The organism is Terribacillus halophilus (assembly GCF_900101385.1).
GTDB lineage: Bacteria > Bacillota > Bacilli > Bacillales > Amphibacillaceae > Terribacillus > Terribacillus halophilus.
Map to the genome: position 1 here is coordinate 87,031 of NZ_FMZB01000005.1, position 14,097 is coordinate 101,127.

The 14,097-nt window shown below is 41.1% G+C and carries 13 protein-coding genes; 10 read left to right on the plus strand and 3 right to left on the minus strand.

Annotated elements, in window-relative coordinates:
* The first annotated feature begins 24 nt into the window (after window positions 1–24).
* The 3 genes from BLQ53_RS10120 (at window position 25) to BLQ53_RS10130 (ending at window position 4,540) form a co-directional block, all read left to right on the plus strand.
* Window positions 25–1,176: a methyl-accepting chemotaxis protein gene (locus BLQ53_RS10120; protein WP_093727194.1), complete on the plus strand. Its 1,152-nt coding sequence runs from the start codon at window positions 25–27 to the stop codon at window positions 1,174–1,176.
* A 209-nt stretch (window positions 1,177–1,385) separates the two neighbouring features.
* On the plus strand, window positions 1,386–3,017 hold the full coding sequence (locus tag BLQ53_RS10125; RefSeq protein ID WP_093727195.1) for a pyridoxal phosphate-dependent decarboxylase family protein: 1,632 nt from the start codon (window positions 1,386–1,388) through the stop codon (window positions 3,015–3,017).
* 293 nt (window positions 3,018–3,310) lie between these two features.
* Complete coding sequence (locus BLQ53_RS10130; RefSeq protein WP_093727196.1) at window positions 3,311–4,540, plus strand: CynX/NimT family MFS transporter; 1,230 nt, start codon at window positions 3,311–3,313, stop codon at window positions 4,538–4,540.
* 231 nt (window positions 4,541–4,771) lie between these two features.
* On the opposite strand, the gene BLQ53_RS10135 is transcribed toward BLQ53_RS10130, so the two are convergent.
* From BLQ53_RS10135 to fbp, 3 genes are all read right to left on the minus strand, one after another.
* The gene (locus BLQ53_RS10135; RefSeq protein WP_093727197.1) at window positions 4,772–5,164 is read right to left on the minus strand and encodes a rhodanese-like domain-containing protein; all 393 of its coding nucleotides are present in this window, start codon (window positions 5,162–5,164) and stop codon (window positions 4,772–4,774) included.
* A 14-nt stretch (window positions 5,165–5,178) separates the two neighbouring features.
* Window positions 5,179–5,598 (minus strand): MarR family winged helix-turn-helix transcriptional regulator, encoded by a 420-nt coding sequence (locus BLQ53_RS10140; RefSeq protein ID WP_093727198.1) that lies wholly within the window; start codon window positions 5,596–5,598, stop codon window positions 5,179–5,181.
* Between the two features lie 119 nt (window positions 5,599–5,717).
* Window positions 5,718–7,649, minus strand: coding sequence for a fructose-1,6-bisphosphatase (gene fbp, locus BLQ53_RS10145; RefSeq protein ID WP_093727199.1), 1,932 nt, complete (start codon window positions 7,647–7,649; stop codon window positions 5,718–5,720).
* Between the two features lie 366 nt (window positions 7,650–8,015).
* On the opposite strand from fbp, the gene BLQ53_RS10150 reads away from it, so the two are divergent.
* The 7 genes from BLQ53_RS10150 to BLQ53_RS10180 all read left to right on the plus strand — a co-directional run bounded on the left by BLQ53_RS10150 (window position 8,016) and on the right by BLQ53_RS10180 (window position 14,078).
* The gene (locus BLQ53_RS10150) at window positions 8,016–8,897 is read left to right on the plus strand and encodes a DMT family transporter (RefSeq protein ID WP_093727200.1); all 882 of its coding nucleotides are present in this window, start codon (window positions 8,016–8,018) and stop codon (window positions 8,895–8,897) included.
* A 250-nt stretch (window positions 8,898–9,147) separates the two neighbouring features.
* The gene (locus BLQ53_RS10155) at window positions 9,148–10,014 is read left to right on the plus strand and encodes a YitT family protein (protein ID WP_093727201.1); all 867 of its coding nucleotides are present in this window, start codon (window positions 9,148–9,150) and stop codon (window positions 10,012–10,014) included.
* Between the two features lie 513 nt (window positions 10,015–10,527).
* Window positions 10,528–10,830: a DNA-binding protein gene (locus BLQ53_RS10160; protein WP_093727381.1), complete on the plus strand. Its 303-nt coding sequence runs from the start codon at window positions 10,528–10,530 to the stop codon at window positions 10,828–10,830.
* A gap of 12 nt (window positions 10,831–10,842) precedes the next feature.
* Complete coding sequence (locus BLQ53_RS10165) at window positions 10,843–11,277, plus strand: GNAT family N-acetyltransferase (RefSeq protein ID WP_244499332.1); 435 nt, start codon at window positions 10,843–10,845, stop codon at window positions 11,275–11,277.
* 237 nt (window positions 11,278–11,514) lie between these two features.
* The gene (locus tag BLQ53_RS10170; protein ID WP_170829652.1) at window positions 11,515–12,351 is read left to right on the plus strand and encodes a transketolase; all 837 of its coding nucleotides are present in this window, start codon (window positions 11,515–11,517) and stop codon (window positions 12,349–12,351) included.
* Window positions 12,348–13,298, plus strand: a complete 951-nt coding sequence (locus BLQ53_RS10175) for a transketolase family protein (RefSeq protein ID WP_093727204.1) — start codon at window positions 12,348–12,350, stop codon at window positions 13,296–13,298. Before BLQ53_RS10170 ends, BLQ53_RS10175 begins: the two co-directional genes overlap by 4 nt.
* A gap of 21 nt (window positions 13,299–13,319) precedes the next feature.
* Entirely contained in the window at window positions 13,320–14,078 is a 759-nt protein-coding gene (locus tag BLQ53_RS10180; RefSeq protein WP_093727205.1) for an SDR family NAD(P)-dependent oxidoreductase, read from the plus strand.
* Window positions 14,079–14,097 lie beyond the last annotated feature (19 nt).

A 14,097-nucleotide genomic window follows, 5' to 3' on the forward strand; every position in this document is an offset into this window, starting at 1 on the left:
CAGGAGGCAGGAGTTTAATTTAGCATGGAAATTTACTTGATAGGTATAATAGTCATTCTATTGATAGCACTAGTTTACTTTGCTTACCAATATGTTGCATTGAAACGTCATACACAATTTGATAGAGAATTATTAGCTGATATGAAAGAGATATCTGCAGTGAACAGTTCAGATAGTGATGAGGAGAGAATCATGAATCGCGGCGGGGAGAATTTCAGCCGAATAAAACAGAAGTTAGAATCATTTACAAAAGATATTCATGATAAAGGGGAAAATCTTGCTGAAACTGGTGAATATGCAGCTGAGCAAGCTGATATTGTCCGAGCTGCAATTGACGAGGTAGGCAGAGGATTACAAAAACAACTAGCAGCCACGGAAGAAAGTGCTGCGTCCATGGAAGAAATGACACAGTCGATAGAAAACTTATCAACTAGATCCAATCAGATTTCAGAGCAATCGATTACTACGCTTGAACTGACACAAGAAGGAAATGAGAAACTAAAACATTCCTTGGAAAAAATGAATCAATTCAATCAAACGGTGAATACAACCTCAGAAGCTATCAACAAACTCGGAGAGAAATCTCATGAGATCGGCAGTATTGTTAAAGTGATTTCAGAGATTTCTGAGCAAATTAATTTGCTGGCATTGAATGCAGCCATAGAAGCTGCTCGCGCCGGAGAACATGGAAAAGGATTTGCCGTTGTAGCAGATGAAGTACGAAAATTGGCAGAACAGACTCGTCAATCATCTTCAGAAGTATCCAATATCGTAAAAAATATACAAGAAGAAACAGAAACAGTTGTTCAGTCGATGAATCATGGAACAGAAGAATTTAAAGATACGAATGCCAACATTGTAGAGGTCGGCAATATGTTTGAAGAGATTTTAGCCACGACAAAAATCATTGCTGAAAATAACGAAAACTCTTCTGCAAGTACGGAAGAATTGTCCGCCGCTTCTCAGCAAATCATGGCAACAATCGTTGAAATCGCTGCTATCTCTCGCGAATCTGTGGAAATGTTTGAAGAACTCATTGAGATTAATGATGATGAGCTTTATACCATTCAAAAGCTTGTTGATGAAGCAAAGAACCTTGTGAACCATCAAAATAGAGTAGGCACACTATCAGAAGAGAATGAAGATGTTAAAACAGATGAAGTGAAAGCGAGTTAAAGGAAAAGGTAACTATCCTGCCGATCCAAAGCCAGAATTTTGTATCGGACGAACGCAGATGTGAACCTTCTTGAAAACAGATTCAAACACTAATCTGTTTTTCAAGAAGGTTTTTTAAAACAGAATACACCCACAGTTGTCCTTGGATAAAAAGATGTACAGAATCTTCTTGGCAAGGCGGCTTTACTAATAATCGAGGAGATAAAACAATGAGAGAAATCCAAAAGCTATTTCCCAGTATGGACGGAAATGATGACCAAAGAGCAGAGTTACTGTCCTATTTGAATGTAATATTAACAAAAATAGATGAGTTAAAGGATCCTGACAAACTATCGCTTGGTGAAATGCCTGATTACACAGAGGATTACTATAATCGTGTGATTGAGGAAGCAGCTGTTCCAACACAAGGAATGCCCATGAAAGAGGTAATCCAGAAACTTCTAGAATTAGTAGAAGGACACAGGTATGTCAACCGAAATTATGTAGCCAATGCAGCTCCGCTTCCAAATATATCCAGTATCATCGGGAATTTTGTAGCTGTACTGGTCAATGGAAACAATCTGTGGGATGTGGAGGGGCCGGCAGCGGCTGCCGCGGAAGTCAAAATAACGAGTATGTTATCCAAGCTAGTTGGATACGACGAGAATATCAGTGCAGGATATACAACTTGGGGAGGACAAGGTGCTGTTTTTAACTCTTTACGTCTTGCCATAGCTCGATACGCCCCAGACTCCAATCAAAATGGTATACCTCAAAATCTCTATTGCTTTTGTTCAGAGTTATCTCACTACAGCTTGTATAAGTCAGTAGAGGCAACGGGAATAGGTGTAGAAAATATGATACGTGTAAAAGCTAATGCCGATCATTCCATGAACTTAGCCGACCTGAAAGAAAAAATGGTAAATGTCATCTCTAATGGTGGTGTTCCACTTTACGTTCTTGCCACAATGGGAACAACGGACACTTTCGGGATTGATGATATTGCAGGCATCAAGCAGCTAGCGGAAGACTTGGAGCGTACATATGGCGTTGAGCCAATCTATATACATGCAGACACTGCTATGGGAGGCATGTATAGTTTCTTTAATGATTACGACTTCGGAAGTAATCCACTGCAATTTGAAGACAATGTAAATGAGGTATTGAAATCCTATCAACAGAAGTTTAAGCATATAAAACTTGCGGATAGTATGGTTTTTGATTTTCATAAACTTGGACAAACCCCGTATATCACGAGTTTATTTTTGATAAAAAACAGGGAGTATCTTAAATATGTTGATTTAGATGCAGCTGAAACCCCATATGTTGGCAATCGAGGCTACGGCAGTTATCACACGGGCTACACGCTGGAGTGCTCGCGAATGGGAAGTGCATTGGCAATATATGCTTCATTATCAGCCTTGGGGATGGAAGGCTATCAAAAGCTTTTAGCCAATTATATACGTGTCAATATTGCTTTCCGTAAGAAACTGCTGCAAGAAATTCCAAATGTGGCAATAACAAATGACATCTCCCCAGTTACAACATTCCGCTTCTATCCGGAGCGAAGTAAATGGGATGATGAAATAAACGGACTTTTACCTATTGAAGAGATGCTGGAAATTAATCAATTCAACGATGCATTTGCAGAGGTCATCGGTGCGGAACGTGATACAATTTTCTTTGGAAACACGAAAAAGCAATGTCTCGTTCGAGCGGCAAATTCAAACAAGAGGATATCCTTGTATGCCCATAAGTTCTTTACAATTTCTCCATATTCTACAATGGAGGAAGTCGATAGGTATGTTGGATTTTTGAAAGAACATGTAGAGCTTTTTCAAAGATCGAGCATTAAAGCTTAGAAGAGATTAGCTGCTTGTAAGCAACTGTATTCAATAAAATAAAACTAACATGAACGAATACCCCAAGATTGGTATGAATGCCGATCCTGGGGTATTTATTCACTTAAAGAGAGGAGGATGATGAGAGTAACATCCATGGACAGTATCCAAATGGAGTTTATGGTGATACTATTAGAGTTTGTATACTTCTTCATGCTGGGAGCGATATAATGATCCCCTAGTACATATTGGGGGTTAATTTATAGTGATTTTTTTGATGAATTATTGCATCTTACTTAGGAAGGATATTTTATGTGAACAGATCTAATACCAATACGCATAAACGTTATTATACATTGTTATTGATACTAGCAATTCTATTCATTGCTGCTACTTTACGTTCACCGCTCACTTCGGTTGGGCCGCTGATACCTTTCTTTAGAGAGGAATTGGACGTTTCCAACTCGATGATTGGTCTGGTGAATACTTTGCCGTTGCTTGCATTCGGTGTTTTTTCTTCGCTGGTGCCTAAAATATCGAGCAAATTCGGCATCGAGTTAACGCTGTTAGCTGCTATGTGTATGCTGACTGTTGGCATTTTTATTCGGGCTCTGGCCGGTCTTCCGCTGTTGTTATTTGGCACGCTTTTGCTTGGAATGGCGATTGCGTTTGGTAATGTGTTGATGCCAGGTTTGATCAAGTCCAGTTTCCCGTATCAAATCGGGCTCATGACCGGCATATATTCTGTATCCATGAATATTTTCGGTGCACTTGCTTCGGGCATTTCCGTTCCGATAGCATCCATCCCGATGCTGGGATGGCGAAATGCGATGCAAATATGGAGTGTCCTCTCGTTAATCGCATTCATTATATTATTGCTTCGGCTGCCTGCAACACGTTCATCGGAAAAGAAAGTGTTTGTGAAGGTAGAGAACAAGCCATCTAGAGGAATATTTAAGTCGAAAATTGCATGGGCAGTGACACTATTCATGGGGCTGCAATCTTTCATACCGTATAGCTTGTTTACATGGCTGCCGGATATATTAATGTCCAAAGGATTCGACGAAAGTGAAGCAGGCTGGCTCATTGCCATTTATCAGCTAGGGTTGATTCCGACTACATTCATCGCACCTATCATTGCCGGCAGAATGCAAAGCCAGCGATTGATTGGCTGTATTGCGGGTCTTTTATTCTTCTTTGGTTTAGTAGGGGTGATGTTTATTTCCTCTCATCTTATCATCGCACCGCTTATACTGACGGGAGTTGGTGCAGGAACAGCATTCAGCTTAGCCATGATGTTCTTTGTGCTGCGGACCAATTCAATTGCGGAATCTTCCCAGCTATCAAGTATGGCGCAATCCGTTGGCTATTTGGTTGCGGCCTTGGGACCACTTCTGCTTGGTACTATCGCGGAAAAGACGAATGGTTGGATGGTACCGCTCATTATCCTGATGATCGCCGCCTTATGTATCGCCTTTTTGGGTACCATTGCAGGTAAGGATCAAAAGATCGCTTTCGATACAAAAGAAGTTAAAAGCAAATAAGCAGAAAAAGAGGTCAGAGAAAATTCGTCTGATAATATCCCCTCTAGGTAGACTGATAAAAAAGGGAACGTGCTATCATGTTCTTATCAGTTTTACTTAGAGGGAGTTTTCTATAGTAAAGAAAGGGCAGCACTTAAAGCAAGTTAACCTTGCTGGGAGAGAAGTATGGGTGCTTCATAATAGCTGTTACTTTTTAGAAGCACCCATCAGACTATTAAATCATGCAGTTAATCAGCATCCGCAATCATCAGGCAAAGCCTTTTCCTCCGTTAAAGTAGAGACAGGGAAGTCCAGTTCCTTCCATGCGGTAATGCCGCCAGTCAGCTCTTTTACTTTAAAGCCATTCTCCAGTAAAACCTTCGCGGCTTTAGCAGCCGTGTTGCACCAGACATCCCAGCAATAAAGGATGATTTCCTTGTCTTTAGGTATTTCACTCAGACGATCGGCTAGTTCTTGCTGCGGTATAATTGCTGCACCATGAATGGTTACATTCCTTACATGTGCAGGACCATTTCGGACATCGATTAACATGTATTTGTTGGGATCAGCTTTGCTTGCTTTCATATAATCCATTGGGCTAATGGTTGCTTCCAGACGTGCGTTAAAGTAATCGAGTGCGTTCATATATATCCGCTCCTTTATAATGTCTTCCATACTTTGATGAGAAAGTCTTTTAATGATTGTCTTTCTTGCGCATCAAGTGGAGATAGGACTTCTGCTTCAACTTCTGTTAGGTTATCCCAGCGGGAAGTCAGGACTTCTTTGCCTTTTTCGATAATAAGCAGGCTATAAGATCTTCGGTCAGTCGGATTTTTGGTCCGCTCGACAAATTCAAGCTTCTCCAAGTGATCGATATGACTGACCATCGTTGTGCGGTCGATTTGCAGATTGTCTGAAATATCCTTTTGGGAGCAATAGGGATTTTCTTCGATATATAAGAGAACGCCGTATTGCCGGGCATTGATTTGAAAGGGAACAAGGCCATCAGCAAATTTCTCTTCCATCTGCTGCAGCACTTTTCCAAGCAGGAAACCATAGGATTGATTCCATTTATTCATATTCTCACCTCCGAAATTAATCAGTGTATTATATAATCAGTATAACTGATTATTTTCGAAAAGCAAGCAACATCTAAAAAAAGAGCGCTGAGAGAATTCTCTGCGCTCTTAGGCTGTCTTTATTTCATATACCGATACTCCATCAAATTCTTGAGTATATTAATCTCCTGACATAATACTTCTCCAACATTTGTTTCAAGAACTTTCTTGCGCTCAAGCTCTTTATCGACCAATCTCTTCACGGATAACACATCCGTCCCATCGTGCAGCACTTCATCTTTGGAATTGAAATGTTTATGGGCAACGAGTTTCATGCCGTAGGAATTATATAATAATGTGTATCCGGCGATGCCTGTTTTCGATTGATAGGCTTTGGAGAAGCCGCCATCGATGACGATGATTTTGCCGCCTGCTTTGATCGGGTTTTCGCCTTCGATTTCTTTGACTGGTGTATGACCATTGATGATGTGCCCGTGTTCTGGGTCTAAATCGAATTCTGTCAGGATTTTTTCACAGGTTTCTTCATTTTCCCGCAGGTGGTAATAATGATTCTTTATTTCTTTGTGCGTCACTTTTTCCTTGATGAAATAACGTTCAAAGGTCGTCATGGCCCTTTTGCCGAATAGGGAAGAATATTCGCCTGTCCATAGGTACCAGACCATATCTGTCGCCAAGTCATCTGTTTCTTCCGGATGGGCGAATGACTGGCGGAGGAATTGTTCGAATTTATCAAGCAGCTCGCGACCTGCGTAAGACTTGCCTTCGATTTCCATTTTCTCCATATTGCCTTCTTCATCAATCGGAATGCATCCATGAATCAAAAGATTGCCGTTATAACGCAAATACAGGCTGCCCTTGCGCATGAGGAAATTCATATGCCTGGCCAGTTTTTCCGAATGCTGGACAGAGAACAATAGCTTATCGATCACTTGCTGTTCTTCTTCCAAAAGCATATCGGGCTGTTTTGGATTGATAGTAGCGAAACATGTATTTTCCAGTGGGTACGTACTGCCGTTCAGCGTTATTTCATTTGAGTCAAAATCGATTTTTTCAAGCAGCAGTCTTTCTTCCATATTGAAACTCGGTCGTCTTTTGATGATCGGACTTTCCAATTTGAATTGAATCATTGCGATTGCTTGGTGCATTTTGGTGATTTGGACTAATTCATGCTCGGATGTCTTCTTATCTGCATGTGTTTTGGGACGGAAAGCTGGGTTATCGTCATAATATTTCTCTGCCAAATTCATCAGCGGACGAAGGTTGATGCCATACACATCCTCGATAATGTCCAAATTATCATAACGTGCACAAATGCGCAGGATATTCGCCAGACAAACCTTCGAACCTGCAAAAGCACCGATCCAGAGGACATCATGATTGCCCCATTGGATATCGACGGAATGATAATTGATGAGTTCTTCCATGATTTTATCTGGTTCAGGTCCCCGATCATAGATATCGCCAACAACATGCAGATGGTCCACTACCAATTGGTGTGTACTGTAGGCAAGCCCGGTAATAAGCTTATCGGCTTGTCCGAGCGAGATGATTTGTTCAATGATCTCGTGATAATATTGCTCCTTATTGCCGGATTCTTCTGTTTTATATAAAAGCTCTTCAATGATATAGGCAAACTGACTAGGCAATGCCTTACGCAGCTTGGAGCGCGTATATTTAGAAGATGCATAGGAGATGAGCTTGATCATCCGTTTGATGGTCTTTTTATACCACTCGTGTAAATCTTCTTCCTGGTGAAAATCATTTTTGATGATCTGCAGTTTTTCTTCCGGATAATAAACCAAAGCAGCCAGTTCATCGATTTCTTTTTCAAAGATGACGCCGCTGAAGATATCCCTGATTTTTTCTTTCACCCTGCCGGAGCCATTGCGCAGCACATGCTGGAATGCTTGATATTCACCGTGCAAATCACTGACAAAATGCTCGGTCCCTTTGGGAAGGTTAAGAATAGCTTTCAAATTGATGATTTCTGTGACGACTTTTTCTTCCGTGTCATATTTCTGAGCTAGTAAGTCTAAGTATTTGGTGTTCAAGATTATGTAGCTCCTTTCAGAATTACTAACTTTTACATAATTTTACTGATTCTATTATAAGATAAAACGACGATGATTGGGTGTTTTTGTTGAAGCCTATCATAATTTTGAAGACTACTATTATAGTATCGTAATTTTCCCTTAATGAATATGGAATGAAACATGGTGATATCAGACATGGGCGACATTGGCTGTACGATGTAAAAAACGTCTGAATGCTTGATGTGTCTGGTTTGTATTAAGATGGGAGCGGTTTGCTTAATCTGAGGTAAATGGCTTCTTTTTAGCAGGCACATAATGTATACGAAAAATGCTAGTTAGTATAGAATAGGACAGTTAGTATTTTTTTGTAGAAAGGATGGAAATATGTTAAAAGCATACACTTGGCTAACCTTTTGTGTAATGGTCTGGGGCAGCAATTTTGTATTCGGAAAGATTTTAGTCCGAGACTTTTCCCCAACATTGTTAACCATGCTGAGACTTTTATTTATTGTAATATTTTTAGTTGGATTATTCTTATATAAAAAACAGTTTAAACGAGTTGAAAAATCGGATTTACTCGCTATTATTTTCTTGGGGGTTATTGGTATTTTCATAAACCAATGGTCTTTTTTTGTAGGATTGCAAACAGCTGATCCAACAACATCTGCGCTAATTTTAGCTACCACGCCTATTTTAACTAGCATATTGGCTGCCATCTTTTTAAAAGAAAAATTAACAATTCATATGTTGATGGGGTCCATCGTGGCAATCATCGGTATTTACTTTGTTGTAACAAAAGGAAATTTATCCTCTTTGCATATTGATAAAGGTCTATTATGGATTGTTTTAACGATGATGACATTCGCCATTATGATTATCATGACGAGGCTTCTTTCCAATAGAATCGATCCACTTACCATCACTTTATATTCAAATGTTGTTGGCCTCATTGTGTCGGTTCCTTTTGCTTTTTTACTAGACAAACCATTACGAATCAGCACTGAGATTTCGGATTGGTCTTTTTTGATTGGAACTGCCGTTGTTGTACATGGGATAGCCACACTTATCTGGAATAACAACATTAGACATGTGGATGCTTCAAAAGCTTCCATATTATCCAATTTAGAACCTTTTGTAGCTATGATTGTGGGATTGATATTACTTTCCAAACCTATAACCGGTGCAGAGATTCTAGGTTCACTATTTATAGTGGGAGGGGTAGTGCTATCTACGTATCAACGAAAAAAGTTAAAAAGCGCTGACTAAATTTCTTTCTTCCATACCCTACATTCCGGTTTAATTAATGGGATTCTTTTGCAGTCCATTCCGGTTTTAAGCTAATGGAGAGAAGAAAAGGGAAATGTGCTGCCGGGATGGAGGCAGTCAGTATAGATGAGTAAGCGGGGCTGCTTCCAAGAGGAGGTAGTCTTTTTTCGAAAAAAATACTACGCATTAGCAGAGGCGGTATTGCTTATGATAAACTTATGAAGTAAAAAATTTAGAATGAGGTATATTTATGGGCAAAAAACGCAACCGTAGTAAGTTATTCATTTTATTACGAGGATTAGCCGTCATCCTCGGGGGATTCATCGCAGCATATGGCCTGGAAACCGTCTTGATCCCCAACAACGTATCTGACGGAGGCGTCACTGGTATCAGTATCGTCATTTCACAATTAACCGGACTACCATTAGGCGCACTTATCGCTATTATCAACCTTCCATTCGTATGGTTAGGTTATAAACAGATAGGAAAAAGCTTTGCAATTTACTCTGTTATCGGAATCGCGTCATTATCGATCGGAACTGCTGTAATGCACCACATTCCAGCTATCATTGAAGGTGATACACTGCTTGTTACTGTTGTCGGCGGTATCATCCTAGGTTTCGGTATGGGTCTTGCATTACGTAATGGCGGAGCTGTGGACGGAATCGATATGCTGGCCGTTCTGTTATCCCGTAAATTACCGTTTGGAACAAGTGATTTGATCCTATTCCTTAATATGTTTGTCTTCATCTTCGTATCCACTGTATTCGGTCTGACAGGAGCTATCCTCTCAGCAATCGCCTACTTTATCGCATCCAAAGTCATCCACATTGTTGAAGAAGGTCTAAGCGGTTCAAAAACCTTCAAAATCATTACCACCGATCCTGTATTGATGGTAGAAACCATCCGCGATCGCTTGGGAAGAAGTGCTACCTATAAGGAAGCATATGGTGGATATACACATGATAAATTTGTAGAAATCACATGTGTCATCAACCGTCTGGAAGAAAGCAAACTGAAGGAAATCATCAAGGATATTGATGAAGGAGCTTTTGTTACGATTTATGATGTAGCAGAAGTCAAGGGCGGGAACTTTAGGAAGAATGATATTCACTAAGTACTAGACAAACCAAATCAAATAAGTATCATTCTTGAAAAAAGCGTCATCTCTTCGCAATAGAGGTGACGCTTTTTTCTATATTTAGAAGCTGTATATTTGAAGAAGTTTTAGCATAGAAGTGGTGAAGATTGTATCGTTAGCAGCTATCGCTACAAGGGGAATAAGCCTCTGTCCATGAATAGATCTCATAAAACTATTCTTAAAAATGGGAACTTTTATGTTGCCACTTCGTAGTTCTTCTTATAAACAACGTAAAGCGTTTATCAGGAAGATAGTAGTGTTCATGATTGGCATCACATTAATATGTCACTGCAGACTATTCTGCATAGGAGGTAGATACTAAGTATATCTGGCTTTAGCGGATTGATAGTGTACAGCATGGCCTTGTTAATCCTCTTACGAAGCTGCATTAATTGTTATCGGTTTCTGATTTTCTAAAGAGCGAATAAAGTAATATTTCTAAAATCTATTAATTTAGAAGGAAAAATGAAAGAGGTTATATAAATGAACATAGAAATGGATTTCTTTTGGATTGGTGTTGGTCTGGCAGCGTTTGGCTACTTCATCGGTAATGGATTGAAGAATTTCAAGAATCCAGAAGCTAAGTTTCTGTTTGACGATGAATATCCTACTTTGATCAAAGAGAAGGATTTGCATACATATCTTAATTTGAGTAGAGATGAGGTGGCAGATCTACTGAGAAAGCATCCGGATGCTCCTAAAATGGAGTTGGATGGTACGACATATTACCCTTACCGCCAATTCATGAAGTGGGTGACGTCAAATGAGATTTACCATAATAGAAGGGAATGATCAATCGTGCAAATGACGTTAAGAGCCATTGATGCGGATAATTGGCATGCTTGTGTCAAGCTGACAGTAACAGAGGAACAAAAAGAGAATGTAGCTGAAAACGCTGTGTCGCTTGCACAGGCAGCTTATGAGAAGCAGTGGTATCCGCATGGTATATATGTGGAGGATACGATAGTCGGTTTTCTGATGTTTGGCACAGATCAGGAAACGAAGCGAGTGGAAGTGTGCCGTTTCATGATTGACAAGCAGCACCAAGGGAAGGGGTATGGAAAGGCGGCGCTTATGAAGCTATTCGATCTGATTAAAATCAGGTACGGAGCTATTTCTTTTTATACAAGCATTGTTCCAAAGAATCATATTGCAAGGAAGCTTTATGAAAGTGCAGGATTCAGCATGACAGGGGAAGTCATGTGGGAAGAGCTAGTGATGATGAAACAGATAGTGTAATTTTCTCTTATAGAAATAATATTTGTTGGCTTTAAACACAATTCTGTGTAGAGAATTGTGTTTTTTTGTATTCTCATGTGATTTCATAACAATTCCATTTAGGCTTTTGCATCAATTTAACATTAATACTGGACACCGTTTAAAAATGGAGTTATGATGTTTTCAACACCACTTGTAATACAAGTATACAAGTATATGAGTTTACAAGAGGATATCTTAGGAACAGGAGTGTGGCATATGCAGCAAACGAGTGTGGAACAGTTGAAACAACATGCGATTGAATTACGCAAGACAGCAGTCACGATGGTGTATGAAGCACAGTCTGGGCACCCGGGAGGTTCCTTGTCGGCTGCGGATGTTATATCTGCTTTATATTTCAGAGAAATGAATGTAGATCCGGCCAATCCGAAATGGGAAGATCGGGATCGTTTCGTTTTATCGAAAGGGCATGTAGCACCAATACAATATGCCGCTTTGGCATTAAGAGGCTTTGTTTCAAATGAAAGCGTATACACTTTGCGCCAGTATGGATCACCTTTCCAAGGGCATCCGGATATGAAGAAATGTCCAGGAATTGATATATCAACAGGATCTCTAGGCCAAGGTCTATCTTGTGCTGTCGGCATGGCAATTGCAGGGCAGCGTGATGAAAAGGACTATCGCGTATTTGCAATGGTAGGCGATGGGGAGTGCCAGGAAGGGCAGATCTGGGAAGCAATTCAAGCAGCAGTCAAATATAAGCTCGATAATCTGATAGTATTCGTGGATAACAACCGACTGCAGATAGATGGTTTCTGTGAGGACGTTATGCCGCTGCTCGATCTGGAAAAGAAATTTGATGCATTCGGTTTTGATACAACTCGCATTGATGGACACAGCATGGAGCATATCGTCGAGACATTGGATACCTTTGCGAAGCAGAAGAACGGGAAGCCGAAGTGCATTGTCTGCGATACCGTGAAAGGAAAAGGTGTTTCTTATATGGAGGACCAAGCTGCATGGCACGGTACAGCACCGAACAAAGAAGAATTCGAGTTGGCAATCAAGGAACTAGAAGGAGGCTTGCCGGTATGAGTGTGACAAAAAAAGCCGTCGAGAAAAAAGCGACAAGAGCTGCATTTGGAGACGAGATTGTCCGTTTGGGTGAGTCAAATAAAGATATTTACGTTGTGGATATTGATATCGGGAAATCCTGCAAAACGGATAAATTCATCGAAAAATTCCCAATGCAACATATCAATGTTGGGATCGCAGAACAGAATGGAGCAGGTATCGCGGCAGGACTTGCGACAACAGGGAAGATTCCTTTCATCAGTACGTATGCGGTGTTCGGATCCCTTCGTATGGCAGAGCAAATTCGTCAGGAAGTCTGCTATCCGAACTTGAATGTGAAGATTGCTTGCTCCCACGGCGGGCTGACACCAGGAAATGACGGCGGAAGTCACCAGGCGATTGAAGACATGGGCGTGATGCGATCATTCCCGAATATGACAGTCATTATGGGAGCGGATTATCATTCTACTCGCAAATTGATTGCCGAAGCAGCTGCCATGTACGGTCCGGTTTACCTGCGGTTCACGCGTGATGCGGTACCAATGATTTATGACGAGAATGAGACATTTGAAATCGGCAAAGCAAAGCAGCTCCGTGACGGAGAGGATATTGCCATCATTGCAAACGGCGATACCGTACGTCTAGCAATCGAAGCTGCTGAACAGCTCGAGCAAAATGGTGTTTCCGTCAAGCTGCTGGATATGCATACGATCAAACCGCTTGATGTAGAAGCAGTCAAAGATTGTTTGGATATCGGCAGCATCATTACTGTTGAAGATCACAACATTCTTAATGGTCTTGGCAGCGCAGTAGCAGAAGTTATAGCTGAAGCAGGGAAAGGTCAGCTGGCTCGAATCGGTGTACAGGACAGATTTGGTGAATCTGCACCTTATGAAAAGCTACTCGAAATCAACGGCATTACCGTAGAAAACATTATTGCAAAAGCGAATCAATTACTTACAAACTAATAGCATAGGAGTCTGGAGAACATGTTCAAATTGGATGAGCGAGTCGCAATCGTTACAGGTAGTGGATCTGCAAAAGGAATCGGCCGAACTATCGCACTGACATTGGCAGAGCAAGGTGCGAAAGTGGTCATTGCCGATATGAATAAGGAAGGTATCGAAGAGACTGTAGCTGTCATAACAGAAGCCGGCGGGACAGCTCTTGGAGTGGAAGTCAATGTAACAGATAAAGCTTCTGTCGATGCAATGGTAGAGAAGACGCTGGAAGCATTCGGGCGTATTGATATCCTTGTCAACAATGCCGGCATCTCGCAAAAAGTGACTGTAGAGGAAATGACGCTCACAGACATCACAAAGGTTTTCAACGTCAATATGTTCGGGCTGTTTCTTTGCACGCAAGCGGTATTGGAACCAATGCGTAAGCAGAAATTCGGCCGCATCGTCAGTTTGTCTTCTGTTTCAGCGAAGCGCGGCGGCGGTGTGTTTGGAGGGGCGCATTACTCGGCATCTAAAGCAGCTGTACTTGGATTCTCCAAGAACCTTGCACGGGAAGTGGGATTGGATGGCATCACTGTTAACTGTGTTGCGCCGGGATTAGTGAATACGGATATTTGGAAGTCGCTGCCGCAGGAAGATGCATTGCAAGTCATCTCTGGTATTCCGCTTGGCAGACCAGGGGAGACGAAGGAAATTGCTTCTGCTGTTGCATTTCTTGCATCAGAAGAATCCTCCTATATTACTGGGGAAGAGATTGATATCAATGGTGGCTCGCACATGGACTAAAGAACTGGGGCGGGCCACC

Bases quoted from the DNA above. Each gene is read 5' to 3' on its own strand.
- BLQ53_RS10140 (WP_093727198.1), bottom strand. From the start codon at position 5,598: ATGAATAAATGGAATCAATCCTATGGTTTCCTGCTTGGAAAAGTGCTG.
- BLQ53_RS10170 (WP_170829652.1), top strand. From the start codon at position 11,515: ATGCAGCAAACGAGTGTGGAACAGTTGAAACAACATGCGATTGAATTA.
- BLQ53_RS10120 (WP_093727194.1), top strand. From the start codon at position 25: ATGGAAATTTACTTGATAGGTATAATAGTCATTCTATTGATAGCACTA.
- BLQ53_RS10180 (WP_093727205.1), top strand. From the start codon at position 13,320: ATGTTCAAATTGGATGAGCGAGTCGCAATCGTTACAGGTAGTGGATCT.
- BLQ53_RS10150 (WP_093727200.1), top strand. From the start codon at position 8,016: ATGTTAAAAGCATACACTTGGCTAACCTTTTGTGTAATGGTCTGGGGC.
- BLQ53_RS10165 (WP_244499332.1), top strand. From the start codon at position 10,843: ATGACGTTAAGAGCCATTGATGCGGATAATTGGCATGCTTGTGTCAAG.
- BLQ53_RS10175 (WP_093727204.1), top strand. From the start codon at position 12,348: ATGAGTGTGACAAAAAAAGCCGTCGAGAAAAAAGCGACAAGAGCTGCA.
- BLQ53_RS10135 (WP_093727197.1), bottom strand. From the start codon at position 5,164: ATGAACGCACTCGATTACTTTAACGCACGTCTGGAAGCAACCATTAGC.
- BLQ53_RS10155 (WP_093727201.1), top strand. From the start codon at position 9,148: ATGGGCAAAAAACGCAACCGTAGTAAGTTATTCATTTTATTACGAGGA.
- BLQ53_RS10125 (WP_093727195.1), top strand. From the start codon at position 1,386: ATGAGAGAAATCCAAAAGCTATTTCCCAGTATGGACGGAAATGATGAC.